A 24,986-nucleotide genomic window follows, 5' to 3' on the forward strand; every position below is an offset into this window, starting at 1 on the left:
GTGACAAACCGCACAAAGGAGGGCGTGAATCCAACAACTTTCACTTCCGGGCGGGACGCAAGCCGTCTCGCCTGCACCCAAGTCCATGCAGCAGCGGGATGCAGACCATGCACCGCGGGTACACCTTCGTCCACAGCACAACTCCCCGTTGATGCGGCACTTAACGCACATGGTCTTACTCTGTTGATGGTTTTATTATAGTCCTTTTGCCGCAGCCATGCAACCGCCTGCACAGACAACTTTGCCAAACCACCTCGTCAAATTTTAGCAGTTGTGCATAGCATCTGCCGGGTTTTGGCCTGTGTCCCCTTTTCATTTGATGCATAACGTGGTAAGATGGGTTTAACCTTAAATATGGAGTCTTCTCCCGGAAAGGAATGTTTCCCGATGAAATTCAACGAAATGACCTATACCCGCCCGGACATCGGTGCCCTGCTGGCCCGGTGCAAAGAGCTGGCCGCAAAGGCCGCTGCCGCACCGGACGGCGATGCCCTTGTCCGGCTCTACTATGAGCAGAGCGAAGCCTTTGCAGAGTACAACACCGCCGCGAACCTTGCCAACATCCACTACACCTGCGACACCCGCGACGCTTACTGGAAGGCCGAACAGGACTTCTTTGATGCCAACGGCCCCGCCGTGACCAACGCCAGCGTGGAGATCAGCCGCGCTTTCCTTGCGAACCCGCATGTGGATGTCCTGACCGCGAAGTTCGGCACCACCTGTGTGGCCGGTATGAAGAATGCCGTTCTGGGCATGGATGACCGCACCGTGGAGCTACAGCAGCAGTTCAATGCTCTGGTGAGCCGCTACCAGCAGATCTACGGCGGCGCACTGGTGGAGCTGGACGGCAAACAGCTCACCATCCCGCAGCTGGGCCCTTACAAGGAGGATCTGGACCCTGCCGTGCGCCGCGCCGCCTACGAGGCCGAGGCCGGTTATTTTGACGCCCACCGTGCCGAGCTGGACGAGCTGTACGGCGAGATCGTGAAGAACCTGAATGCACAGGCCCGGGTGATGGGCTATCACGACTACAGTGAGCTTTCCTATGTGCGCATGAACCGCATCGGCTACGGCCCGGAGGAGATCCGGAAATTCCGCGATCAGGTGGCAAACGATGTGGTGCCCCAGCTGCAGAAGGTGATGGCCCTGCGTGCAAAGCGCACCGGCATCGCCCGCCCCACCTTCACCGATCTGCCCATCATGTTCAAGGACGGCAATCCCAAGCCCATTCCCGGCTACAAAGCCCGCATGGATGCCGCCCGCACCATGTACCATGAGCTTAGCCCGGAAACCGCCGAGTTCATCGACTTTATGCAGGACAACGAGCTGTTCGATGTGGAGAGCCGCCCCGGCAAGATGTCCGGCGGCTACATGACCAGCCTGCCCAGCTACAAGGCCCCCTTCATTTTTGCCAACTGGAACAACACCTCCGGCGATGTGGACGTGCTGACCCACGAGTGCGGCCACGCCTTTGAGGGCTATGTGGCCGAGCGTGATCCCGAAGTGCCCGCCGATCTGGAATGCCCAGGCATGGAGAGCGCCGAGATCCACTCCATGGCCATGGAGTTTCTGACCGCACCGTGGCATCATCTGCTCTTCGGCCGGGATACCGACAAATACGCCCTGCTCCACGCTGAGGACAGTTTTGTGTTCCTTGCCTACGGCTGTGAGGTGGACGAGTTCCAGCACATCATGTACCAGAACCCGGATCTGACCCCCGATGAACGCAATGCCGAGTGGCTCAAGCTGGAAAAGAAATACCGCCCGTGGATCGATTTTGACAATCTGCCCTTCTATGGCCGCGGTGCAGGCTGGCAGCGTCAGCTGCACATTTATGAGTGCCCCTTCTACTATATCGACTACTGCCTGTCCACCATGGCCGCACTGCAGTTCTTCCTGCTGAGCCTGACCGACCACAAGGATGCATGGGAGCGCTATCTGCGCCTTGTGCGCCGCGCCGGTACGGCCAGCTATACCGAGCTGCTGGAGACTGCCGGGCTGAAAGTTCCCTTTGAGGAGGGCAGCATCAAGGGCATCGCCCAGCAGATGACCGACTGGCTGGAAAACCATCAGGTGTAAGAAGCCGTTTTCATCCGCACTGCACACCATCTGAACGGTCGTTTTGATGCATCTGAAGGGCGATTCATGCCGTTTTGCTTGTCAGAGGCCGTAAAATCTGGTATGCTCTGGACAGAGAAAAAGCGTTTCTGTGAAGCGAAAGGAGATTCCTATGAAACTGACCGGACTGTTCAAGCGCGGTGCTGCCTGCCTGTGCACCGCCGCCATCCTGATGGGCGGCATCTCCGCCTTTGCCCTGAGCCCCGCCCTTCCGGACGAGCCTGCCCCAGCAGAGCTTTCTGTGACCAATGCGGTGTCGGAAGCGCAGCTGCGCTCTGCCCTGTCCCAGCTCACCGTCACCTATGACAGCGAGGCCGAAGGCTGGCAGATCGACTCTCCCTACGAGGAGGCCAGCATGGAAAAGGCCTCCTGCGGTCTGTACCCCTACCTGTTCGTTACCAACGATGATCCCACCGTGTATCTCAGTCTGGGCATGACCTACTTCGGCAATAAAAAGCTGGACATGAAATCTGTTCGGGTAGAGACCGAGGATAACTACTACGACTTCACCTGTGATGAAGAGTTCATCGGCGGCTACGACAACGACCTCAAGGCATGGTTCGCCTATGAGCTGTTCGACATGGACGACAGCACCAGCTGGCTGAACGAGTGGCTTGCCGCCAAGAGCGTCACTGCCACCTTTACCGGCAGGGACGGCTCCACCAAGACCTACACCCTGACCAAGGACAACCTGCAGGCCATCCGCGACATCCTGAACGCCTACGACACCCTGCTTGGTTCCGACGTTTCCACTGCACGTGTCGTGCTGCGCAGCCTTGTAAAGTAAACATTATCTGCTTACAGCAAAAGCCCCCGGAACGGTGTGAAACGTTCAGGGGGCTTTGTGTTATGCCTTATTCAGGTTCAGGCGCTTCTCTTACAGGTTGAAGTAGCGCTTTGCGTTGTCGAAGCAGATGCCCTTGACGATCTTCTCCAGAGCCTTCTCGTCGTTGGGATACTCGCCATCCTCGACCCACTGGCCGATCAGGTTGCACAGGATGCGGCGGAAGTAATCGTGGCGGGTGTAGCTCAGGAAGCTGCGGCTGTCGGTCAGCATACCGACGAAGTTGCCCAGCAGGCCCAGATTTGCCAGACTCTTCATCTGGTTCTCCATGCCGATCTTCTGGTCATTGAACCACCATGCAGAACCGTGCTGGATCTTGCCCGGCACCTCGGTGCTCTGGAAGCAGCCCAGAATGGTGCCGATCTGCTCGTTGTCGGCCGGGTTCAGGCTGTAGATGATGGTCTTGGGGCACTCGTCGGTGTCGTTCAGGGCGCTCAGCAGGCTTGCGATCTCGCCGCCGCAGGTAGCGGTGTTGATCATATCATAGCCGGTGTCGGGTCCCAGCAGAGCGTTCATCTTGCGGTTCACACCACGCAGGCAGTTGTAGTGGATCTGCATGGCAATGCCCAGACGGTGATACTGCTTGCCCAGATGGATCAGGATGTAGGTCTGGTACTTCTCAGCCTCTTCGGTGGTGCAGGTCTCGCCGGCCATCACCTTCTGGTAGATAGCGTTGACCTCTTCCTTGGTGGCCTCGCGGTAGGGGATGTAATCCAGACCGTGGTCCGAAGCGCGGCAGCCCATCTCTGCAAAGAACTCGATGCGCTTGGTCAGAGCGTCGGTGACGCAGTCGATGCAGGCCAGCTTTTCCTTGCCCACAACAGCGGCCAGCTTGCCCATGTACTCGGCAAAACCGGGCTTGTTGATGTTGATGGCCTTATCGGGGCGGAAGGAAGGAGCCACGGTGAACTTGATGGTGGGATCTTCCTTGATCTTCTTGTGCCAGTACAGATCATCGATGGGGTCATCGGTGGTGCCGATGAAGGCCACGTTGGACTGCTCGATCAGGCCGCGGACAGTCAGCTTGGGATCGTGCTGCAGCTTGTCGTTGCACAGGTTCCACACTTCCTCAGCGGTGTCGCCGTTCAGCACGCCCTCGTAGCCAAAGAACACATGCAGCTCGAGGTTGGTCCAGTGGTACATCGGGTTGCCGATGGCCATGGGCAGAGCCTCTGCAAACTTCTGGAAGCGCTCGCGGTCGGGCTTATCACCGGTGATGTACTCCTCAGGCACACCGTTGGAACGCATCACGCGCCACTTGTAGTGGTCGCCAAAGTAGCTGCCGTCCGGGTTGCGGCCGCCCAGCCATACCTGAGCGATGTTCTCAAAGCGGCGGTTCTCGTAGATCTCACGGGGAGGGATGTGGCAGTGGTAGTCGCAGATAGGCATATCCGCAGCGTAGTCGTGGTACAGATGCTGAGCAGTGGGAGACTGGAGCATGAAGTCCTTATCCATAAATGCTTTCATGGGTCGATAACTCCTTTTCTCTGATGGTTTTTGTTAAAAATCCGTCAAACCTTGTGTACAACGGGACACCCGCCTGCACGGGCAGGTTTGTCTTACCTTTAGTATAACGGAAAATGCGCATGTATACAACTGAAAAAGTGACAAATTTTCTAGCACACAATTGTGCTTTTCGCTGGAAATGCCCCAAATCGTCACCTTAGGGCTAAAAATATTGCACAAAGCTCTTGACTTATTTGTATACAACAGCATAAAATAGGGGTAAGGAACAGAGGGCAGGCAAAGCGGCCTTCTGGTGAGCAAAGCAAGTTTATAAAGGAGATCAACAAGATGGAAACTTTGAACTACAAGGTTCTGGAAGGCACCGGCTATAACGGCTACATCCTGAAGGATGCACCCGTCAAGGTCATGCAGTTTGGCGAGGGCAACTTCCTGCGTGCTTTCGTGGACTACTTCTACGATATTGCAAACGAGAAGGCTGGCTACAACGGCAAGGTCAAGCTGGTGCAGCCCATTGGCAACTTCCCCCAGATGGCAGACTGGATCAACGAGCAGGAAGGCCTGTACACCCTGTACCTGCGCGGCAGTGAGAAGGGCCAGAAGGTCGATGCAAAGCGCGTGATCTCCTGCGTGTCCGACTGTGTGTGCCCCTACATCGACGGCAAGTGGGACGAAGTGCTGGAGCTGGCACGCTCTGAGGATCTCGAGACCATCGTTTCCAATACCACTGAAGCCGGCATCGCCTACACGCAGGGTGACAGCCAGTTCGATCAGGTTCCTCCCAACAGCTTCCCCGCAAAGCTGACCCGCGTGCTGTTCGAGCGCTACAAGGCATTCAATGGCGCTGCTGACAAGGGTCTGACCATCCTGTCCTGCGAACTGATCGACAACAACGGCAAGGAGCTGCAGAAGTGCTGCAACAACTACGCCAAGGACTGGGATCTGGAGCCTGCATTCATCGACTGGATGAACAACGCAAACACCTTCTGCTCCACTCTGGTGGACCGCATCGTTCCGGGCCGCATCCGCGATCCCAAGGAACTGGCTGCCATGGAAGAGGCCAACGGCTACCATGATGCCGCTCTGGACGTGGGCGAAGTGTTCGGCGTGTGGGTCATCGAGGGTCCCGCTGAGCTGGAGGACAAGCTGCCGTTCAAGAAGGCCGGTGTCAACGTCATGGTCGTGCCTGATGTTACCCCCTACAAGAAGCGCAAGGTCCGCATCCTGAACGGTGCACACACCGGCTTCGTTCTGGGCGCATATCTGGCCGGCTTCGACATCGTGCGTGACTGCATGCACAACGACACCATCCGCGGCTTCATGAACAAGATGCTGCACGAGGAGATCATCCCCACCCTGCCGCTGGACAAGAAGGATCTGGAAGAGTTTGCTTCCGCTGTTGAGGATCGCTTCAACAACCCCTTCGTCAACCACGAGCTGATGAGCATCTCCCTGAACTCCACCTCCAAGTGGAAGGCCCGCAACATGCCTTCCTTCCTGGCTTACATCGAGGAGCAGAAGCAGCTGCCCAAGTGCCTGACCATGTCTCTGGCAGCCTACATTGCCTTCTATTCCAGCGACATTCAGGAGCGCACCGAGGACGGCCTGATCTGCAAGCGTCCTGCCGGCAACACCTACAAGATCCAGGATGACGCATGGGCTCTGGACTTCTACTATGCACACAAGGACGACACCGCTGCTCAGCTGGTGCACGCCGTGCTGACCAACACCCAGATGTGGGATCAGGATCTGACCAAGATCGAGGGTCTGGAGGCCGCTGTGCTGGCTGATCTGGAAATGATCCGCACCGAGGGTGCCGAGGCTGCTTACAAGAGCTGCCTGTAAGCCTGAAAAACCAACCCACCCGCACAACAAAGGGCTGCTGCTTTGGGCAGCAGCCCTTTTGTGCGATACGATAAGGAGAACTACTATGCCGCAGGCAATTCATATCAGCCCCATCGACAACGTGGTCGTTGCTCTGCACCCCATTGCCAAGGGCACGCTGGTGGAAGTGGACGGTCTTTCTGTGACTGCTCTGGAGGACATTCCGCAGGGCCACAAGATGGCCGTGAAGCCCATCAAGAACGGTGAGAACGTGATCAAGTACGGCTTTCCCATCGGCCACGCCACCGCAGATGCCGCTCCCGGCAGCTGGATGCACACCCACAACGTGCACACCAACCTGTCCGGTGAGGTAGAGTACAGCTACAACCCCGCCCCGGATCTGGCTCCCCTGCCCAAGGTCGAGCCGGAGACCTTTATGGGCTTCCGCCGCAAGGACGGCCGTGCCGCCATCCGCAATGAGATCTGGATCATCCCCACCGTGGGCTGCGTCAACGACATCGCCAAGAAGATCGTTGCCGACAATCAGGATCTGGTCACCGGCTCCATCGAGGGCCTGTACACCTTCACCCATCCCTTCGGCTGCAGCCAGACCGGCCACGACCATGCACAGACCCGCAAGCTGCTGGCTGCGCTGGTGCGCCACCCCAATGCTGCCGCCGTTCTGGTGCTGCATCTGGGCTGCGAGAACCTGCAGCACGATCAGTTCGTGGAAGAGCTGGGCGAGTATGACCACGACCGTGTGAAGTTCCTGACCTGTCAGGAGGTGGACGACGAGTTCACCGCTGCCCGCGATATCCTCAAGGAACTGGCTGCCTATGCCGGGCAGTTCAAGCGCGAGCCTATCCCCGTGTCCGATCTGGTGGTGGGCATGAAGTGCGGCGGCTCGGACGGCCTGTCCGGCATCACCGCCAACCCCACCATCGGCCGCTTCTCCGACATGATGGGCCAGCGCGGCGGTTCCACCGTGCTGACCGAGGTACCCGAGATGTTCGGTGCCGAGGGCTTCCTGATGGATCGCTGCATCAACCATGACGTCTTTGTCAAGGCTGAGCACATGATCAACGGCTTCAAGGATTACTTCATCAGCCACAACGAGGTGGTCTACGATAACCCCTCTCCGGGCAACAAACAGGGCGGTATCACCACGCTGGAAGACAAGAGCTGCGGCTGCGTGCAGAAGGGCGGCACCGCCCCCATCATGGACGTGATCGGCTACGGTGATCCCGTTGTCACCAAGGGCCTGAACATGCTGTACGGCCCCGGCAACGATCTGGTCTCTGCCACGGCCATGACCGCCGCAGGCGCACACCTGATCCTGTTCTCCACCGGCCGCGGCACTCCGTTCTCGGCCCCGGCTCCCACCTTGAAGATCTCCACCAACACCCCGCTGGCCCAGAAGAAATCCGGCTGGATCGACTTCAACACCGGCGTGATCGCCGATGGCGAAAAGACCATCGACGAGGCTGCAAAGGACCTGCTGGATCTGGTCATCCGCGTTGCAAGCGGTGAGCAGACCAAGGCCGAGAAGCACGGCTTCCGCGAGATCTCCATCTTCAAGGACGGTGTCGTTCTGTAATCGTTTCGAGGCTGCTGTATGGCACTTTGGCTGTACGGCAGCCTCTTTGTGCATGAAAACGGAAGGGAAGTGTTTTTATGGCTATGACCACTCGCATGATGATCTATGCGTTTCTGCTTTACGGCGGCATTTTTGCCGCTATCGTGGCCGTTATTGCAAGGGTCATAAAATATCTCATCCGCTATGGCATTGATTATTATTTTGAAAAACTGGCACAGAACCAGAAACATAAGGAGGACTGAACTATGAATCAGATCACCACCCGTTATGTCACCGAAAACGGTGCCTGCTATGAGCAGTACGTTATCACCGATGCCGAGGCAAAGACCGAGCTGGTCATCACCCCGGAGCGCGGCGGCATGATCACCGGCTTCTCGCTGAACGGCGAGGAGTACATCTGGACCCGCCACCCCAATTTTTCCGAGTGCAACCGCCCCCGCTTCGGCGTGCCGGTGCTGTTCCCCAACTGCGGCCTGCCGGATAACGGCGTGCACATCTTTGACGGCAAGGCATACCCCATGGAGAACCACGGCTTTGCCGACCTGTGCGCATGGGATGTGGAAAGCGTCGGCCCGGACGGCGTGACCCTGATTTTGGAGTCCACCCCGCTGACCAAGTTCCTCTATCCCTTCGATTTCACCGTGCTGATGAACTATAACCTCGAGGGCAACACTGCCGCCATCAACATGACCGTGATCAACGAGGGCGACACCAACATGCCCTTCAGCTTCGGCTTCCACCCCTACTTCAAGGCTTCCAAGCTGGAGAATGTGGACTTCGATATCAAGTGCGCCACCTGTTCCGAGAGCGCCAAGGGCGAGCAGCCCGCTGCTCCTGAAAAGATCACCCTCACCCGCAAGGAAGGTGCTGACAACAGCGTGCGCCTGCTGACCGGCGTGCAGTTCCCCATGACCCTCACCGACAGCGGCAGCGGCCACAAGGTGACTGTGGATGCAGACGACAGCTTCGACCACGCCGTGCTGTGGCAGCAGGATGCCGAGAGCTTTGTGTGCATGGAGCCGTGGAACGGCTGGGCCAACAGCGTCAATGAGGAAGGCAAGCACGAAGTGCTGGAGCCGGACGAGGCCATGACCGCTGATTGGAGCATCACCATCGAGAAGGTCTAAGCTTCATATCCTATAACAAAAAGGACACACCGTTGTGGTGTGTCCTTTTTGTTATAATTCAGTTCTTTGCCGGAATCATAAAGCTCTTATTTTCCGCCGGGTCCCAATAAAGCAGTTCCATCCTGCCGCCCTGTGCCAGCAGTTTTTCCTTTGGCTCCTGCTTTTGCCAGCAGCGTTCCAGCAGCTTTTCCATGTCAGCATCGGCAGACACCTTCTCCGGGCTGAGGGTGCTGCCCTGCCACCTGCCGTCGACATACAGGCTCAGCACACCGGCATTGCCCGCCAGAATGGTTGCAATGTCCTTCTTCATGCGGTCGTAGTCGTACTCCACGGCCTTGTACTGCCCATGCCACAGGCCGAAGAAGAGCGAGAACTCGCCGCCCAGTTCAATGAGCAAATTCTCATCATTGTGCGGGTTCTTGACCACAAAAGCCACATCCCCGTTTTCCATGTAGTCGAAGTCCGGCTCCTCATTCGTGTGCACGGTCACATGCTGGCTGCTCAGCGCCGCAAGCAGGTCCTCCTGCACGGCACTGGTATCCGGGATCTCATCATAATTGATATTTGCGTTCATGGGATGCTCCTTTTCTCTGTGCTATTTGTGTTGTTATTTTTCACCAGACTGCACAGGTCTTCTTATTTTCCTTCATATTGCCGGATCATTTTTATACGCTGTGTAACAGAATACATAAAACGGTTCACCCTACTTCACATTAGATCAATGCTTTTTGAATCTAACCATCGAACACACGACCTCGATATGCTCACTGTGGGGGAACATATCCACCGGCGTGCTGCTCTCCACTTTGTATCCCTTCCGGGTCAGCAGCTCAAGATCCCGGGCCAGCGTGACCGGGTTGCAGCTCACGTAGACCACACGTTTCGGGGCCATGCGGGCTACGCTTTCGATAAACTGCGGCGTAGAGCCCTCCCGCGGCGGGTCCATAAAGATCACGTCTGCGCGTTCACCAGCCGCAGCGGCTTCGCCGATCCACCGGGTGGCATCTGCGGCAAAGAAGCGGGCGTTCTTCACGCCATTGTGCTTTGCATTGCCTATGGCATCGTGCACCGCTTCGCGGTTCACCTCCACGCCCACTACCTGCTTTGCATGGTCGGCGGCGGTCAGGCCGATGGTTCCGATGCCGCAGTAGGCATCCAGCACCACTTCTTTGCCGGTGAGATGCGCCGCGTCCACTGCAAGGCCGTACAGCACTTCGGTCTGGGTATGATTGATCTGATAAAAGCTGCGCGGGCTGAGCGCATACGTCTTGCCGCAAAGCTCGTCCAGAATGAATCCCTTGCCATACAGCACCTTTTCCATATCGCCCAGCACCACGCTGGTTTTGCGGTCGTTCACGTTCTGAACGATGGTGGTGATGGTCACACCCTGCTTTTCTGCCTCGGTCAGCAGGGCTTTGACAAAGTTCTTGGCACCCGGCAGCACCGGCTGAGCCGTCACCAGCACCACCATCACCTGCCCGGTCATAACACCGCGCCGCAGCAGGCAGTGACGCAGAAGGCCGGTGCCCTTATCCTCATTAAAAGGCTGGTAATGGCAGGTGCCCGCTACCGCACGCACAGCCAGCATGGTCTTATCCAGCACTTCGTCCTGCAAAAGGCAGCTTTCCACCGGCAGCACCTTGTGGCTGTTTGCCGCGTAGATGCCGGAGGTAAGTTTTCCACCCCAGCCGGTGGTAAAGGTGGAGATCACCTTGTTCCGATAGTGGTACGGCGTTTCCATGCCCCGGATGTGCTCCACCGGGCCGAATCTGCCCAGCAGCTTTTTCACGGTCTCTTCTTTCTGTTTCAGCTGTGCGGCGTAGTCCATGCCTAGCATCGGGCAGCCGCCGCAGTTTTTGGCACGCAGTTTGCAATCCATCTTCCGCTCTCCTTTTTACCCATAAGGGTCATACAGATCATATTCTTCCGCTTCCAGATGCTTTTCCTCCAGCACCTTCATGGCCTGTTCCAGCTCGCTCTGGCCGCAGCCGCTCTCGCTGACCAGCGCGCGCACCGCCGCGGCCAGATCATTTCCAAAAAGGGTATCCAGCCGTTCCCTCATACTCCACACGTTGTAGGCGCGCTGGGTGATGACCGGAGTGTAGGTATTGCGGTTGCCATCCTTGCCGCTTTTCACCCAGCCCTTTTCTTCCAGCCGGTAGAGAAAGTTGAGCACGGTCGCCGGTGCCCAGCCCTTTGCGCGCAGCTTTGCGTCGATGTCCCGCCGGGTGACGGGCGCACGGCAGGCCCACACCGCCAGCATCACCTGCTCCTCTGCCGCCGAAAGCGGCTTTACACTATCCGGGATGCCATACATCCTGCTGTTCTCCCTCCTTTTGGCATCTTTTTTACTTTTACGTTTGTCTTTGTTTTATGATTATACCAATTTCTGCGCCAAAGTGCAAGAGCCGGAAACGCCGATGGAATCAGGTTTTTCAGCTCTATTTTACATTTGTCTTTGTTTTTGTTTTTCTATCAAGGACATTTGTGTGCTTTGTGCCCGCACAGGGGCTTTTGCGCCGTATCTTTGTGCAAAGATGCTCTTGTTTTCATCCCTGCAAAACCGGTATACTACGGCTACAGCAATCAACAGAACGCACCGCAAAAAACCGCGGTGCTGTGCGATACAGGAAAGGGAGAGTTCATTATGGCACGAGTTTACAACTTCAGCGCAGGCCCCAGCATGCTGCCCGAGAAGGTGCTCAAGCAGGCACAGGCAGAGCTGCTCGAGTATGGCGACAGCGGTCAGAGCGTGATGGAGATGAGCCACCGCAGCAAGTGGTTCGATGCCATCATCAAGGACACCGAGGCCACCCTGCGCCGGGTAATGAACATTCCCGACAACTACAAGGTCGGTTTCTTTCAGGGCGGTGCGACCCAGCAGTTCGCCATGGTCCCGCTGAATTTCATGACCACCGGCAAGGCAGATTACCTTGTCACCGGCAATTTCTCGAACCTTGCCGCCAAGGAAGCCGCCAAGTTCGGCGAGGTGAACATCGTTGCTTCCAGCAAGGACAAGAACTTCACCTACATCCCGGACGTGAATGCCATCAACTATGATAAGGATGCCAGCTACATCCACATCTGCCAGAACAACACCATCTTCGGCACTCAGTTCGTGGAGGTGCCGCAGGTGGAGGGTGTGCCTCTGGTAGCCGACATGAGCTCCATGATCCTCTCCAAGCCCGTGGATGTGACCAAGTACGGCTGCATCTACTTCGGCGTGCAGAAGAATGTAGCTCCCGCCGGCATGGCAATTGCCATCGTCCGCGACGACCTGCTGGGCCATGCCGCCGACAATGTGCCCACCATGATGAACTACACCACCCTGCTGGGCAAGGACAGCATGTACAACACGCCCCCCTGCTGGTGCATCTATATGACCGGTCTGGTGCTCAAGTATCTGGAAAACGACATCGGCGGTCTTGCCAACATGCAGAAGATCAACGAAGCCAAGGCCAAAGTGCTGTACGACTATCTGGATGGTCAGGGCTTCTTCACGAATCCTGTGGAGCACCGCTACCGCAGCACCATGAATGTCACCTTCACCAGCCCCAATGCAGATCTGGACAAGAAGTTCTGCGCCGAAGCTGCAGAAGCAGGCTTCGTGAACCTGAAGGGCCACCGTCTGGTAGGCGGTATGCGCGCTTCCATTTACAACGCAATGCCCGCCGAGGGCGTGGACAAGCTGGTGGACTTCATGGAGAAGTTCCGCAAGGCAAATGCATAAGAGGGGAATTCAGATATGTATACGATCAAAACTTTGAACGCCATCAGCCCGGTGGGTCTGGCAAAGCTGAACAACAAGCAGTTTGAGGTGGCTGTGGACACCGATGCCCCGGACGGCATCCTCGTTCGCAGCGCCGACATGCTGAATACCGCCTTCAACGACAATCTTCTGGCCATCGCCCGCGCCGGTGCCGGCGTGAACAACATCCCGCTGGACCGCTGCAGTGAGCAGGGCATCGTGGTGTTCAACACCCCCGGTGCCAACGCCAACGCTGTGGCCGAGCTGGTGATCGGCATGCTGATCGCCGGCAGCCGCAATGTGGCTGTTGCTGCCCAGTGGTGTCAGGGCCTTGCCGGCGACCCCGCCATGGCAAAGACCGTGGAAAAGGGCAAGAAGCAGTTCGTGGGCAACGAGATCAAGGGCAAGACGCTGGGTGTCATCGGTCTGGGTTCCATCGGCTCCCGCGTGGCCAACTGCGCCATTGAGCTGGGCATGGAGGTCTACGGCTACGACCCCTACATCTCCATTGACGCCGCCTGGAACCTGAGCAGTCAGGTACACCACTGCGTGAACCTGAACGACATGCTGCCCCTGTGCGACTACATCACCATCCATGTGCCCTACCTGCCCACCACCAGGGACACCATCAACACCCAGACCCTTGCCCTGTGCAAGGACGGCGTGAAGATCCTGAACTACGCCCGCGGCGAACTGGTGAACACCGAAGCCCTGCTGGAAGCCATGGAGACCGGCAAGGTGTCTGGCTACATGACCGACTTCCCGTCTGAGGCCATTCTGGGCAAGCCCGGCATCGTGTGCACCCCCCATCTGGGCGCTTCCACCCCGGAAGCCGAGGACAACTGCGCCGTGATGGCTGCAAAGGAGCTGAGCGACTACCTGAAGAACGGCAACATCATCCACTCGGTGAACATGCCGGAGGTCAACCAGCCCAGAGCCGGCGGCAAGCGCATCTGCATCATCCACAAAAACGAGCCGGGCATGATCAGCCAGATCACCGCCCTGACCACCGAAGCCGGCCTGAACATCGAGAACATGGTGAACAAGAGCAAGAAGAACATGGCCTACACCATGCTGGATGCTACCGGTGCTGTGGACAAGAAGCTGGCCGAAAAGCTGGCTGCCATCCCCGCCGTGGTCCGGGTGCGCATCCTGTAAAGCAAAACGGTTTAAAATGCCCGCCGCGTCGCTCTTGGCATCTTCAGCGGAAAACGATTTTTATTTTAGCAACCCGGAAAAATCTGCGGATTTTTCCGGGTTGCTTTTTCACAGAGAAGGGCCGTGGCGGCAAACCGCATTTCCAAACCAAGATTTTTTACAAACTGGAAATTCTTTCTCGTCTCATCTGCCGGTTAGTTTCCATTTACAAACTGTAGTTTGTCTTGAAAAACGCGTTAAAGATAGCTTTTTCTAACTACACATCGTAAAAAGTTTACACGTATTAACATTCAAGAAAAAGCTTGAAAATGGTAAATTCTGTGCTACAATAGGCTCGACAGAAGGGAAATGTTCACCCTGTTCTCCGGCTTTTGGGCCGGTATATTCATCTTACAGGTCCTGCGGTGCAGGGCCTCTGACAGGAAATAGAAAAGGTAGGGAAGTTACTATGGATATCAAGAAGATCGCACTGTTCGCCGCCGGTACTCTGTTCGGCTCTGCCGGTTTCAAGCTGCTGTCCAGCAAGGATGCCAAGAAGGTCTACACCCAGACCACTGCTGCCGTGCTGCGCATGAAGGACTCCACCATGGAAACCGTCAGCAAGGTTCAGGAGCAGGCTGGTGACATTCTGGCCGATGCAAAGGCCATCAACGAGGCTCGTGCTGTTGAAGCCGAGGCTGCTGTGATCGAAGATGCCGCCGAGGAGACCACCGAAGAGACCGCTGAGTAATTTTCGGTTCGTAAAGCACTGAAAGCCCCAACGTGGCTTTCGAGCCGCCTTCGGGCGGCTCTTTTTTGTGAGAGTGGGGCCGCAGGCGTGCAGGGTATAGCAGCCTGACGCTGCGGCAAAAAGATAGAGAAGGATATTTGATATATGAAATGTACCATTCTGCATGAAGGCAAAGGCCGGATGCGTGTGCATGTGGAAAACGTCCGCATGACTTTGCACCGTGCCGATGTGCTGGAAGCATATCTGAACCACAAAGATGCCATCGTCCATGCCGCCGTTTACGAGCGCACCGGCGATGTGGTCATTACCTATACCGGCAAGCGCACCGCTGCCATTGCTGTACTGGCGAGCTACAAGTTCGATGTGGCCGAGTATGACGCTTTGGTCACCTCCGCCGACAGCCGCAGGCTGAACCGTGAATATCAGGATAAGATGTTTGATCTTGTGGCAGGCCGCGCCCTGCGCAAGCTGTTCCTGCCCGCGCCCCTTGACGCTGCCTACACCGCCTTCCGCTCCATCCGCTTTCTCTGGAAGGGTGTGCGCTGCGCGCTGCACCGCAAACTGGAAGTGGAAGTGCTGGATGCTTTGTCCATCGGCGTCTCGCTGCTGCGCGGCGACTTTGCCACCGCAGGCTCCGTGATGTTCCTGCTGAACCTCGGTTCTCTGCTGGAAGAGTGGACCCGCAAGAAGAGTCTGGACGATCTGGCCCGCAGCATGGCCCTGAACGTGGACAAGGTGTGGGTGCGCAGTCAGGGCACCGAAGTGCTGGTACCGCTCACCAAGGTGCGCTCCGGCGATGAGGTGGTCGTGCGCAGCGGCAACATGATCCCGCTGGACGGCACCGTTCTGGAAGGCGAAGCCATGGTGAATCAGGCTGCTTTGACCGGCGAGTCCATGCCGGTGCGCAAGGCAGAGGGCTCCACCCTCTATGCCGGCACCGTCGTGGAAGAGGGCGAATGCGTCTTTGTGGCAAAGGCCGAGGGCGGCTCCAACCGCTACGACAAGATCGTTTCCATGATCGAGGAATCCGAAAAGCTCAAGTCCAGCACCGAGAACCGTGCGCTGGTGCTGGCCGACAAGCTGGTGCCCTGGTGTCTGGGCGCAACGGTGGTCACCTATCTGCTCACCCGCAACGCCACCCGCGCCATCTCCTGCCTGATGGTGGACTTCTCCTGTGCGCTCAAGTTGTCCATGCCGCTGGCCGTCCTCTCCGCCATGCGCGAGTGCGGCAGCTATCACATCACCGTCAAGGGCGGCAAATATCTGGAAGCGCTGTCTCAGGCCGACACTATCGTGTTTGATAAGACCGGCACACTCACCCGCGCTACCCCGCAGGTGGTGGATGTGGTTCCCTTCTCCGGCTGCAACGAGCGCGAAGTTCTGCAGCTGGCCGCATGTCTGGAGGAGCATTTTCCCCACTCCATGGCCAACGCCGTGGTGCGTGCCGCCAAGGAGCGCGGCATTTCCCATGAGGAGATGCACTCCGAGGTGGAATACATCGTGGCCCACGGCATTGCAAGCCGCGTGGGCGGCGAGCGCGTGGTCATTGGCAGCCACCACTTCGTCTTTGAGGACGAAAAGTGCATCGTGCCCGCCGACGAGCAGGCAAAGTTTGATGCTCTCAAGCCGGAGCATTCGCACCTGTACATGGCAGCCAGCGGCCAGCTGGTGGGCGTGATCTGCATTTCCGACCCGCTGCGCCCGGAAGCCGCCGCTGTGCTGAACGGACTGCGTGCGCTGGGCATCCGGAACACCGTCATGATGACCGGCGACAGCGAGCGCACCGCTGCCGCCATTGCAAAGCAGGTGGGCGTGGACCGCTTCTTTGCCGAGGTGCTGCCCGAGGACAAGGCAAACTTCGTCCAGCAGGCCAAGGCCGAGGGCCACACCGTTGTGATGATCGGCGACGGCATCAACGACTCCCCCGCCCTGTCCGCTGCCGACATTGGCATTGCCATCAACTCCGGCGCTGCCATCGCCCGCGAGATCGCAGACGTGACCATCAAAGCCGACAGTCTGGAGGAGCTGGTGGCCCTCAAGGCCATCGCCAACTCTCTGCAAAAGCGCGTGCATGCAAACTACCGTTTCGTGCTCACCTTCAACTCGGCCCTCATCGCGCTGGGTGCTCTGGGCATCCTGCAGCCGGCCTCCTCTGCCATGCTGCATAATCTCTCCACCATCGGCATCAGCCTGAAGAGCATGACCAATCTCCTGCCGGAGAACAAGGCTCTGCAGCTGAAAGCATAATTACCGCAAAAAATAACGCCGTGTCTGAACATTCGACACGGCGTTATTTTTTTATCTGTTATTCCAGCCCGATCTGCTGTGCATACTCTTCCAGCAGCTCCCGCTCCAGGAACGGGGTCTTGACACCCTCGCGGTCACGGTAGGTCTCGTGGCCCTTGCCAATGACGGCGATCAGGTCGCCCTCCTGCGCGTGATCCACTGCGTAGTGCAGTGCATCCAGACGGTCGGGGATCTCCACGAACTTTGCATCCGGGTTGCCCTTGTTCATGCCCACGCGGATATCAGCAAGGATGTCCTCCACCTTTTCAAAGCGGTTGTTGTCCTCGGTAAGGATGGAGAAATCCGCCATCTTGGCGCAGATCTCGCCCATGCCGTAGCGGCGCAGCTTGGAGCGGTTGCCGCCGCAGCCGAACACCACCACCAGACGGTGGGGCTTGTAGGCCCGCAGAGTGGTGAGCAGGCTTTCTGTGGACACCTCGTTGTGGGCGTAGTCCAGCAGGATGGTGAACTTTTTGCTGATGGGCACCAGCTCCACGCGGCCCTTGACCACGCACTTGCCAAGGCCGTCGTGGATGGCCTGATCCGGCAGGCCCAGCACCTTGCCCACCGCCAGAGCTGCCAGCGCGTTGTACACGCTGAACTCACCGGGCATGTTCACCTTCACATCCATCTCGTCCTTGCCGGTCACATGGAACTTCACGCCCAGAAAATCGTGGGTGCGCAGCAGTTCAAAGCCGGTCTCGCGGTAGTCCGCCTGCTCAGCGCGGCCATAGGTGACAAGGCGGCAGGTGTGGCCTTCCAGAAGTGCTTCGGTATTCTCATCGTCAATGTTCACCACGCCCACGTCGCAGCGCTTGAACAGCTGGCCCTTCCAGCTGCGGTACTCCTCAAAAGTCTTGTGCTCGCCGGGGCCGATGTGATCCGGCGAAAGGTTGGTGAACACGCCCACATTGTAGTGCACACCGGCCACGCGGTCCATCATCAGGCCCTGGCTGGAAACCTCCATCAGCGCGGTGTCGCAGCCTGCATCCAGAAATTCCCGAAAGGTCTTCTGCAGTTCGTAGCTTTCCGGAGTGGTGTTGGCAGTATCCTTGTGGCGGCCCATATAATAAATGCCGTTGGTGCCGATCATGCCCACCTTGCGGCCTGCAGCTTCCAGCACGCTCTTGATCATGTGGGTGGTAGTGGTCTTGCCCTTGGTGCCGGTCACACCGATCATGGTCATCTGGCGGGACGGGTTGCCGAAAAGGTTCGCGCTCATCAGAGCCATGGCATAGCGGCTGCTTTCCACCTTGACCACGGTCACGCCCGGCATGGCGGAAAGGTCGATGTCGTGCTGGATGACCAGTGCGCTGACACCCTTTGCCGCGCAGTCGGCGGCAAACTCATGGCTGTCACGCTGGGTGCCCACGATGCACACGAACAAAAGGCCCGGTGCCGCCTTGCGGCTGTCGTAGATGATATCCGAGATCTCGGTGTCCAGACTGCCCTGCGCAAGGGTAAAGGGCACGCCTTCCAGTAACTGTTCCAGTTTCATACTGCACACGCTCCTCAAAACATTTTGTCACATGGGGTTTTCTTCGTTATTTGCGGTCATGCGGGCGGGGTCGGTCAGCGGTGTTTCTTCCGCAGCTGCCGCCGTATCGTCCGCAGGCTGGGCCGCAGCGGCATCCTCTGCACCGTCTGCCGCAGTATCCTCGGCAGCAGAGGTGTCAGGCTCTTCCGGCACGGTCTTTTCCGGCACAACATAACCGGAGGGCAGGGTCGGCTGGCCCTGTGCAAAGTAAATTTTACGGGTGCTGCCCGCGCTGACATGGCTGAAATCCAGTCTGCCGGTGTCGGTAGGGGCACAACCCTTGCCGTCGGCATTGGTCAGCACATAGCGTGCGCGGTCCAGCTTATAATCCAGATCGTTCCGTGTACCCAGAAGCACACTGACACGATCCTGATACAAAAATGCCATCTGGTCGGTGTCCGCAAATTCCATGCGGGTCACATCGTCCAGCATCCCATACTCTTCCAACTTTGCCTGCAGCTCATTCAGCGCATCCAGACGGTCGTCCGTCTGCACCGCTGCCGAAGCTGCTGCCGAACCGGATGCATCCGATGCCGCCGGGTCTGCCTGCGCTGCAAAGGTCAGCTGGTCGCCGGGTGTCACCGACACCGGCTCGCCGCCGTATAGGGTCTTGAGTTCTTCCGGCTGAGCAGACTCGCAGGCCAGGATCTTGAACTGATCCGAGAGGGTCAGCCAGCCGCTCTTCGTCTGCATGGCATAGGTAGGCACCGCCTCGGTCACCTGCACCACCACCGTGTTGGGGTAATCCCGAACTACCCTGATGGATTCCAGCAGCGGGAACTGCTTTTCCAGTTCCGCTTCCTTGGCGGCGGGGTCAAAGCTGAAAATGTTCTCTTCGGTCTGCACACCCAGTGCCTGCAGGATCTGGCTGCTGGAATAGCCGCCCACCTCCTGCACTACGGTGCCGTCCGCCGTCTGCACCTGAATGGTGCCAATCTTAAACAGCATGGTCATGGTCAGGTAAACACCGGCGGCGATCACGGCCAGCAGGGTCACAAAGGCCATCAGCCGCCGCAGCATCCGCCGCCGCTTCAGTGCAGCGCGGGTCAGGCGGCGCTTCTTGCGTTTTTCCCGCTGTACCGGGTCGCGTGGCTGCTGTTGTGCCGGACGCAGACGCTGGTTTTTGTAGCGCTGCTGCGCTGCCTGAGCCGCTGCCTTGCGCGGCTTCTGCCCCTGTGAACGGCGCTGCTGCGGCTTGCGGGCCGTGCCGGATGCACGCTGTTCCGGCTGGGCCGTGCGGCTTCGCTGCGCGGTGCGGTTCCGGTTCTGACCGCTGGTGCGCCGGGTGCCGCTCTGTTCGGTGCGGCGCGGCTGCGAAGGGAACTCGATGCTGTTATCGGTACGGGTGCGGCGCACCGTACCATTGGCGGTGCGATCCGGCGCAAAGCTCAGCGGTTCCCCGTTGAAGCCATAGCGCCCGTCCGCACTGCCGGAAGATCCTTTTTGTTGTGAAGGCGGCGGAGTATGCTGCAGGTCTTTCCGCAGGTCGTAGATATTGCCGTTGTTTCTGTTATTGCGGTATTGCTGCATGGCGCACACCTCCTTTCCGGTTTAGGTTTTGTTTTACTTCTGCACCAGTTTCATCAAAGCGTCTGCAATACGGTCAAGGCTGTCATCCACCGACAGGCTGCGGGCATTTTTGCCCATCTCAGCCAGCTTGCCGGGCTGTGCCAGCATGTCGGACACCGTGCTCACCAGCTTTTCGCCGGTCAGGTCTTTTTCCTCGATCACCACAGCGGCATCGGACTTCTGCAGTTCCATGGCATTGAAGTACTGGTGGTTCTCAGCCACATTGGGGCTGGGGATGAGCACGGCTGCACGGCCAACAGCTTCCAGCTCGGCCAGCGTCAGCGCACCGGCGCGGCTGATGACAAGGTCTGCCGCAGCCAGCAGTTCCGGCATATTGTTGATGTATTCCTTCACCACAAGGCCGTCGCCCTCCGCGAAGTTCTTTTCCTTTTCCAGATCCTTGAACAGCTGCACACCGTACTGGCCGGTAGCGTGGAGATGCAGCACCGGCTTCTTCTCGTGCTGTTCCCATGCACACAGGTCAGCCACCACCTCGTTGACGCGGCGTGCGCCAAGGCTGCCGCCGAAGGAAAGGATCACCGTGCGGTCGCCCGCGCCCAGCTCAGCGCGGATGGCATCGCGGTCCTTTACCTTGGTGAACACCTCCGGGCGCACCGGATTGCCCACCACGATGGTCTTATCAGGTGCGCCCAGCTTTTCCACAGCAGCAGGCACGGCGGCAAACACGAGATCCACATCCGGTGCCAGCAGCTTGTTGGTCACGCCGGGGAAGGCGTTCTGCTCATGAATGGCGGTGTGGATGCCCATTTTGGCGGCACAGCGCACCACCGGGCCGGACACATAGCCGCCGCAGCCGATCACAAGATCAGGTTTGACCTCCTTCATAATGGCCTTTGCCTTGGGGCCAGAGAGAGCCAGATTCCACAGCGTAACGATGTTGCGCTTGATGTTGTTCAGCGACAGCCTGCGCTGGAAACCGGTGATCTCGATATGGTGGAAGGGATAGCCCGCCTGTCCTACCAGACGGTACTCCATGCCCTCCTTGCGGCCGGCAAAGTGGATCTCGGCAGAAGGGTCTGCCTTTTTGATAGCACCTGCAATGGCAAGTGCCGGGTTGATATGGCCGGCAGTGCCGCCGGCAGCGATCAGAACTCGCATGACGATTCCTCCTCTATTATTAGTGCATCTGGGCAGGTCATCGGGGAGCTTCCCACTGGCCTGCGCCCTCAAAACAGTCGTTACAGTTCATTGCGCGCACGGCGGGCATCGTCCAGATTGATGGTACGGTCCTTCAGCTCAGCATCACGCTGAGCCTTTGCAGCCTGCCGCTGTGCGTGGGCCGCTGCCCTCTGCTGCGCCGCCCGCTCTCCGTTGCGCCCAATGTTCACCATCACGCCCATTTCTGCCAGCAGCAAGATCAGACTGGTGCCGCCGGACGAGAAAAACGGCAGGCTGATGCCGGTATTCGGGATGGTGTTGGTGACCACGGCGATGTTGCAGAACACCTGCCAGGCGATCTGCGCCATAATGCCAATCCCCACCATGGTGCAGAACTGGTTCTCGGCCTTATAGGCGATCATCAGGCCCTGCGCTATGAGCAGTATGAACAGCACGATGATGAGCACCGCACCGATGAAGCCCAACTCTTCGCACACCACACTGAAGATGAAGTCGTTGGTGCTTTCCGGCAGCCAGAGCTGCTTTTCCACGCTGTTGCCAAGGCCAAGGCCCTTCAGTCCGCCGGAGCCGATGGCGTACAAGCTTTGCTTGGTCTGGTCGTTCAGCGCTTCCAGATCATCGGACCATGTGTTCAGGCGGTCCTGCAGATATCCAATGGATTCCACCAGCGTCAGGGCCGGTTTCAGCAGCAGAGCCGCCGCTGTGGCCCCGCACCATGTCAATACACCGCCGCAGCCGGTCAGCATGAGGATGGTGCCCACGATGGCGGTGGTCAGCAGGATGCCGGACATGTGCGGCTCTAAAAACAGCAGCACCACCACCGGTACCAGCGGCAGCACCGGCACGACCAGCTGCCTTACGATGCGGATGAACAACCAATCCTTTGGCTTGATCTTTTCTCTCAGCGACGGGCTGAACCGGCCGATCTGCGGCGCACTTGCCGCCAGATGGGACGAGAGCAGGATCATCTCAAACTTTGCCACCTCAGAGGTTTGCAGAGTCAGGCCGCCCAGACGGATCCAGCGGCGGCAGCCGTTCAGCGGTGCAAAGGTCAGCGTGACGGCCAGCATGGCCAGCACCACCCAGTACAGCGGCTTGCTCGCCCAGCGCAGGAAGCGGTGATCCACATAGCTCATGACTACCATACAGCCAATGCCAATGGCCATGCAGATAGCCTGCTGCTTGATGTAGTGCAGGCTGTCGCCCATGCGCAGGTAGCCGGTGGTATAGCTTGCGCTGTACAGCATTACAAGGCCGAACACCATGATAATGGCCAGCGTTGCCAGCCAGTTGAGCAGCAGCCGGTTCCACGGTCCCGGGTCCCGCTGCAGCGGCGGCGTCCATGCACTTTCTTTTTGGTTTTTATGTTGTCTGCGGGTGGCTGCCATTGCCACGCCCCCTTATTTTCAGAATCAGGCGCTCAGGCCCAGCGTGCCAGACGCACGGCCAGCGCCAGCCCGCACACGCTCAGTGCGCACAGGCTGTAAAAAATATTCACTGCACTCATGCCGCGCTTTTCCAGCCAGCGGTGCAGCGGCGCCGCCGCAAACAGCGGCCTGCCCTTCCAGCGGCAGAACAGGACCTGCAGCACCACCATGCCGCCCTCCACCCAGAAGGGCAGTGCCAGCGGGATGCTCAGCTCTGCGTAGCCAATGCACAGCGGGATGCAGCCAATGGCTCCCGCTGCATACAAGCAGCCGCACCGGCCGGGGTGCAGCTTTGCCGGTGGAAAATCCCACAGCAGAAAGGCCATCAGTGCACCGGCCAGTGCCGCCGGGAATACTGCCAGCGGGAACCAGCCCAGCTGCGTTTCCAGCATCATCAGGCCCAGCATGGCCGCAAAGGCCGCGCCGCACACCGTGCCGTCGGCACCATCGGCCACGCGGGCCGCCTCGGCCAGCGCCACCAGCAGCACAGCCCACAGCAGCGGTGCCAGCGCACATTCCACATAGCCTGCTCCCGGCAGGATCAGCCCTGTGGGCAGGCACCCGTTCAGTGCCAGCAGACCCAGCACCAGCACTGCAGCGATGCATTCCAGTGCAAGGCGCTGTGTGCGGCGCAGGCCAAGGCCTAAACCGTTCGGGTAGCGGCCGCGGATGCGGGCCAGATCATCGGCCAGCCCCACTGCGCCAAAGGCCAGCGACCCCAGCAGTGCAATGAGCAGGCGGGAGGTCATCTGCCGGTCGCTGCCAAGCAGGGAAGGCTGTGCAGCACATGCGGCCAGCCAGCCCACGCCCACAGCGGCAAGGGTGCCCACCATCAGGCACAGCCCGCCCATGGTAGGCACCGGGCTGTCCGGGGCATCGCTGTCCGGCTGTGTACCGCGTGCCGCACGCTGCAGCTCCCGCAGCAGCGGCACCATCATATTGCCGAGCGCCGCAGTCAGCACAAAACCCAGCACCGACGCGACGACCAAGGCGAAACGAATCATTTTTCAATCTCCAAATTCATGCCAAAGGGTTATTCTTCGGCATCTTTCTGCTCTGCGTAGAAAATTTCCAGCACTTTTTCCAGCGCCATGCCGCGGCTTGCCTTCACCAGCAGGGCATCGCCCGGCTCTATCCGGTTCAGCAGAGCATCCGCTGCCTCGCGGTAGTTGTTGGCATGGAGGGTCTTGACCCCCTTGGCCGCAGCCACCACAGCCGTGCGCTTTGCGTTTTCGCCGTAGGTCACAAGGCAGTACAGATCACTCTCCGCAGCCAGACGGCCCAGCTCCTCGTGGGCTTCGCGGGACAGCTCGCCCAGCTCCAGCATATCGCCCAGCAGGGCAAAGCGGCGCTTGCAGGGGAATTCCTTGAACATGGCAAGCGCGGCCTTCATGCTGTCGGGGTTTGCATTGTAGCAATCCTCAATGACGGTAACGCCCTTGCTGTGCACCACCTTCTGGCGGCGGCCGGTCTGCTCAAAATTGGAAAGCCCCTTGATGACACCGCGCGGGTCGCAGCCCAAGCGGGTGGCGGCGCAGTAGGCAGCCAGAGCGTTTGCCACATTGTGCTTGCCCATGGCCGGGATCTTGACCACAAAGGTGCCCTCTTCCTGATCTTCCAGCACAAAGCTCATGCCGTCCTCTTCCTGCCGGATGGACAGTGCACACACATCAGCGTTCTCATCTGCCAGACTGAACCATACCGGCTTCACGTGGGCGGGCAGCTTTGCGGCGCGCAGGAACTTATCATCATAGTTCAGCACCAGCGGTGCACCCTCCGGCAGGCCGTTGCAGATCTCCAGCTTTGCCTTGCAGATGTTCTCCTGACTCCCCAGATTGCCGATGTGGGACACACCGATGCAGGTAATGATGCCCACATCCGGGCGTGCGGCCCGGGCCAGACGGTCGATCTCGCCCGCATGGCTCATGCCCATCTCGATCACGGCATACTCAGTGCTGCTTTCCAGCCGCATCAGGGTGCGGGGCATGCCCAGTTCATTGTTCTGGTTGCCCTCGGTCTTGATGGTCTCGCCAAAGCCTGCAAGGGCGGCGTAGGTCATCTGCTTGGTGGTGGTCTTGCCCACGCTGCCGGTCACACCCACCATCTTGGGGTGATACTGGCTGCGGTAGTTCGCGCCCATCACCATCATGGCGTGGTAGCTGTCCGGGCAGAGGATGGCCTTTTCCGCAGGCACGCCCTCCACCGGGTGGTTCACCACCACATAAACAGCACCGTTCTCCAGTGCTTTGGCCGCAAAATCGTGGCCGTCAAATTTTTCACCCGGGAACGCTACAAAAATGCAGCCGGGCCGCACCTCGCGGCTGTCGGTGGTCACCAGTTCCACCTGCACCTCTTCCCGGATGAAGTCTGCGGGCACCAGCCCTGCCAGAAGCTTGCTTGCAGAAATTTTTTCCATT

20 protein-coding genes and 1 riboswitch are annotated in these 24,986 nt (G+C 58.7%); of the genes, 10 read left to right on the plus strand and 10 right to left on the minus strand.

The annotated features are described in order from the left end of the window. Nucleotides 1-89: 89 nt before the first annotated feature. Nucleotides 90-185, minus strand: a riboswitch (THF riboswitch). 202 nt (nucleotides 186-387) lie between these two features. Together DXA66_RS10040 and DXA66_RS10045 are read left to right on the plus strand one after the other, a co-directional pair. Continuing rightward, nucleotides 388-2,079, plus strand: coding sequence for a M3 family oligoendopeptidase (locus DXA66_RS10040; protein WP_118528631.1), 1,692 nt, complete (start codon nucleotides 388-390; stop codon nucleotides 2,077-2,079). 151 nt (nucleotides 2,080-2,230) lie between these two features. Continuing rightward, nucleotides 2,231-2,905: a hypothetical protein gene (locus DXA66_RS10045; protein ID WP_243089087.1), complete on the plus strand. Its 675-nt coding sequence runs from the start codon at nucleotides 2,231-2,233 to the stop codon at nucleotides 2,903-2,905. Nucleotides 2,906-2,995: 90 nt separating this feature from the next. On the opposite strand, the gene uxaC is transcribed toward DXA66_RS10045, so the two are convergent. Further along, entirely contained in the window at nucleotides 2,996-4,429 is a 1,434-nt protein-coding gene (uxaC, locus tag DXA66_RS10050; RefSeq protein ID WP_118528635.1) for a glucuronate isomerase, read from the minus strand. 327 nt (nucleotides 4,430-4,756) lie between these two features. On the opposite strand from uxaC, the gene DXA66_RS10055 reads away from it, so the two are divergent. The 4 genes from DXA66_RS10055 (at nucleotide 4,757) to DXA66_RS10065 (ending at nucleotide 8,974) form a co-directional block, all read left to right on the plus strand. Further along, nucleotides 4,757-6,271, plus strand: coding sequence for a tagaturonate reductase (locus tag DXA66_RS10055; protein ID WP_118528637.1), 1,515 nt, complete (start codon nucleotides 4,757-4,759; stop codon nucleotides 6,269-6,271). Nucleotides 6,272-6,356: 85 nt separating this feature from the next. Next, nucleotides 6,357-7,847: a UxaA family hydrolase gene (locus tag DXA66_RS10060; protein ID WP_005944146.1), complete on the plus strand. Its 1,491-nt coding sequence runs from the start codon at nucleotides 6,357-6,359 to the stop codon at nucleotides 7,845-7,847. 77 nt (nucleotides 7,848-7,924) lie between these two features. After that, nucleotides 7,925-8,089: a hypothetical protein gene (locus DXA66_RS14420; RefSeq protein ID WP_005944144.1), complete on the plus strand. Its 165-nt coding sequence runs from the start codon at nucleotides 7,925-7,927 to the stop codon at nucleotides 8,087-8,089. Nucleotides 8,090-8,092: 3 nt separating this feature from the next. Next, on the plus strand, nucleotides 8,093-8,974 hold the full coding sequence (locus DXA66_RS10065) for an aldose 1-epimerase (RefSeq protein ID WP_005944142.1): 882 nt from the start codon (nucleotides 8,093-8,095) through the stop codon (nucleotides 8,972-8,974). 58 nt (nucleotides 8,975-9,032) lie between these two features. On the opposite strand, the gene DXA66_RS10070 is transcribed toward DXA66_RS10065, so the two are convergent. The 3 genes from DXA66_RS10070 to DXA66_RS10080 all read right to left on the minus strand — a co-directional run bounded on the left by DXA66_RS10070 (nucleotide 9,033) and on the right by DXA66_RS10080 (nucleotide 11,291). After that, complete coding sequence (locus DXA66_RS10070; protein ID WP_118528639.1) at nucleotides 9,033-9,548, minus strand: hypothetical protein; 516 nt, start codon at nucleotides 9,546-9,548, stop codon at nucleotides 9,033-9,035. A 144-nt stretch (nucleotides 9,549-9,692) separates the two neighbouring features. Beyond that, nucleotides 9,693-10,853, minus strand: a complete 1,161-nt coding sequence (gene rlmD / locus DXA66_RS10075; RefSeq protein WP_118528641.1) for a 23S rRNA (uracil(1939)-C(5))-methyltransferase RlmD — start codon at nucleotides 10,851-10,853, stop codon at nucleotides 9,693-9,695. A gap of 15 nt (nucleotides 10,854-10,868) precedes the next feature. Then, nucleotides 10,869-11,291, minus strand: a complete 423-nt coding sequence (locus DXA66_RS10080) for a BlaI/MecI/CopY family transcriptional regulator (protein WP_118528643.1) — start codon at nucleotides 11,289-11,291, stop codon at nucleotides 10,869-10,871. 330 nt (nucleotides 11,292-11,621) lie between these two features. Between DXA66_RS10080 and serC the strand changes: the two genes are divergently transcribed. The 4 genes from serC to DXA66_RS10100 all read left to right on the plus strand — a co-directional run bounded on the left by serC (nucleotide 11,622) and on the right by DXA66_RS10100 (nucleotide 16,857). After that, complete coding sequence (gene serC / locus DXA66_RS10085) at nucleotides 11,622-12,704, plus strand: 3-phosphoserine/phosphohydroxythreonine transaminase (RefSeq protein WP_118528761.1); 1,083 nt, start codon at nucleotides 11,622-11,624, stop codon at nucleotides 12,702-12,704. A gap of 15 nt (nucleotides 12,705-12,719) precedes the next feature. Further along, complete coding sequence (locus DXA66_RS10090) at nucleotides 12,720-13,880, plus strand: phosphoglycerate dehydrogenase (RefSeq protein ID WP_118528645.1); 1,161 nt, start codon at nucleotides 12,720-12,722, stop codon at nucleotides 13,878-13,880. Nucleotides 13,881-14,328: 448 nt separating this feature from the next. Continuing rightward, nucleotides 14,329-14,610: a DUF6110 family protein gene (locus DXA66_RS10095; protein ID WP_005944105.1), complete on the plus strand. Its 282-nt coding sequence runs from the start codon at nucleotides 14,329-14,331 to the stop codon at nucleotides 14,608-14,610. A 144-nt stretch (nucleotides 14,611-14,754) separates the two neighbouring features. Further along, entirely contained in the window at nucleotides 14,755-16,857 is a 2,103-nt protein-coding gene (locus DXA66_RS10100; RefSeq protein ID WP_187119397.1) for a heavy metal translocating P-type ATPase, read from the plus strand. A gap of 58 nt (nucleotides 16,858-16,915) precedes the next feature. On the opposite strand, the gene DXA66_RS10105 is transcribed toward DXA66_RS10100, so the two are convergent. The 6 genes from DXA66_RS10105 to murF form a co-directional block, all read right to left on the minus strand. After that, the gene (locus tag DXA66_RS10105) at nucleotides 16,916-18,394 is read right to left on the minus strand and encodes a UDP-N-acetylmuramoyl-L-alanyl-D-glutamate--2,6-diaminopimelate ligase (protein WP_097777439.1); all 1,479 of its coding nucleotides are present in this window, start codon (nucleotides 18,392-18,394) and stop codon (nucleotides 16,916-16,918) included. A gap of 27 nt (nucleotides 18,395-18,421) precedes the next feature. Beyond that, nucleotides 18,422-19,963 (minus strand): cell division protein FtsQ/DivIB, encoded by a 1,542-nt coding sequence (locus DXA66_RS10110; RefSeq protein WP_118528647.1) that lies wholly within the window; start codon nucleotides 19,961-19,963, stop codon nucleotides 18,422-18,424. Nucleotides 19,964-19,996: 33 nt separating this feature from the next. Further along, nucleotides 19,997-21,121: an undecaprenyldiphospho-muramoylpentapeptide beta-N-acetylglucosaminyltransferase gene (gene murG, locus DXA66_RS10115; protein ID WP_118528649.1), complete on the minus strand. Its 1,125-nt coding sequence runs from the start codon at nucleotides 21,119-21,121 to the stop codon at nucleotides 19,997-19,999. Between the two features lie 80 nt (nucleotides 21,122-21,201). Then, nucleotides 21,202-22,530 (minus strand): FtsW/RodA/SpoVE family cell cycle protein, encoded by a 1,329-nt coding sequence (locus DXA66_RS10120; RefSeq protein WP_118528651.1) that lies wholly within the window; start codon nucleotides 22,528-22,530, stop codon nucleotides 21,202-21,204. Between the two features lie 32 nt (nucleotides 22,531-22,562). Continuing rightward, a complete protein-coding gene (locus DXA66_RS10125) occupies nucleotides 22,563-23,573 on the minus strand; it encodes a glycosyl transferase family 4 (protein WP_118528653.1) in 1,011 nt (336 codons plus the stop codon). A gap of 29 nt (nucleotides 23,574-23,602) precedes the next feature. After that, nucleotides 23,603-24,985, minus strand: coding sequence for a UDP-N-acetylmuramoyl-tripeptide--D-alanyl-D-alanine ligase (murF, locus tag DXA66_RS10130; protein ID WP_118528655.1), 1,383 nt, complete (start codon nucleotides 24,983-24,985; stop codon nucleotides 23,603-23,605). Between the last annotated feature and the right edge of the window lies 1 nt (nucleotide 24,986).

This window comes from Faecalibacterium sp. OF03-6AC, from assembly GCF_003478175.1.
Classification (GTDB): domain Bacteria; phylum Bacillota; class Clostridia; order Oscillospirales; family Ruminococcaceae; genus Faecalibacterium; species Faecalibacterium taiwanense.

Bases quoted from the DNA above. Each gene is read 5' to 3' on its own strand.
- DXA66_RS10105 (WP_097777439.1), bottom strand. From the start codon at position 18,394: ATGAAACTGGAACAGTTACTGGAAGGCGTGCCCTTTACCCTTGCGCAG.
- DXA66_RS10060 (WP_005944146.1), top strand. From the start codon at position 6,357: ATGCCGCAGGCAATTCATATCAGCCCCATCGACAACGTGGTCGTTGCT.
- DXA66_RS10045 (WP_243089087.1), top strand. From the start codon at position 2,231: ATGAAACTGACCGGACTGTTCAAGCGCGGTGCTGCCTGCCTGTGCACC.
- murG (WP_118528649.1), bottom strand. From the start codon at position 21,121: ATGCGAGTTCTGATCGCTGCCGGCGGCACTGCCGGCCATATCAACCCG.
- DXA66_RS10095 (WP_005944105.1), top strand. From the start codon at position 14,329: ATGGATATCAAGAAGATCGCACTGTTCGCCGCCGGTACTCTGTTCGGC.
- uxaC (WP_118528635.1), bottom strand. From the start codon at position 4,429: ATGAAAGCATTTATGGATAAGGACTTCATGCTCCAGTCTCCCACTGCT.
- DXA66_RS10080 (WP_118528643.1), bottom strand. From the start codon at position 11,291: ATGTATGGCATCCCGGATAGTGTAAAGCCGCTTTCGGCGGCAGAGGAG.
- DXA66_RS10065 (WP_005944142.1), top strand. From the start codon at position 8,093: ATGAATCAGATCACCACCCGTTATGTCACCGAAAACGGTGCCTGCTAT.
- DXA66_RS10070 (WP_118528639.1), bottom strand. From the start codon at position 9,548: ATGAACGCAAATATCAATTATGATGAGATCCCGGATACCAGTGCCGTG.
- DXA66_RS10110 (WP_118528647.1), bottom strand. From the start codon at position 19,963: ATGCAGCAATACCGCAATAACAGAAACAACGGCAATATCTACGACCTG.
- murF (WP_118528655.1), bottom strand. From the start codon at position 24,985: ATGGAAAAAATTTCTGCAAGCAAGCTTCTGGCAGGGCTGGTGCCCGCA.
- DXA66_RS10100 (WP_187119397.1), top strand. From the start codon at position 14,755: ATGAAATGTACCATTCTGCATGAAGGCAAAGGCCGGATGCGTGTGCAT.
- DXA66_RS10125 (WP_118528653.1), bottom strand. From the start codon at position 23,573: ATGATTCGTTTCGCCTTGGTCGTCGCGTCGGTGCTGGGTTTTGTGCTG.
- serC (WP_118528761.1), top strand. From the start codon at position 11,622: ATGGCACGAGTTTACAACTTCAGCGCAGGCCCCAGCATGCTGCCCGAG.
- rlmD (WP_118528641.1), bottom strand. From the start codon at position 10,853: ATGGATTGCAAACTGCGTGCCAAAAACTGCGGCGGCTGCCCGATGCTA.
- DXA66_RS10090 (WP_118528645.1), top strand. From the start codon at position 12,720: ATGTATACGATCAAAACTTTGAACGCCATCAGCCCGGTGGGTCTGGCA.
- DXA66_RS14420 (WP_005944144.1), top strand. From the start codon at position 7,925: ATGGCTATGACCACTCGCATGATGATCTATGCGTTTCTGCTTTACGGC.
- DXA66_RS10040 (WP_118528631.1), top strand. From the start codon at position 388: ATGAAATTCAACGAAATGACCTATACCCGCCCGGACATCGGTGCCCTG.
- DXA66_RS10055 (WP_118528637.1), top strand. From the start codon at position 4,757: ATGGAAACTTTGAACTACAAGGTTCTGGAAGGCACCGGCTATAACGGC.
- DXA66_RS10120 (WP_118528651.1), bottom strand. From the start codon at position 22,530: ATGGCAGCCACCCGCAGACAACATAAAAACCAAAAAGAAAGTGCATGG.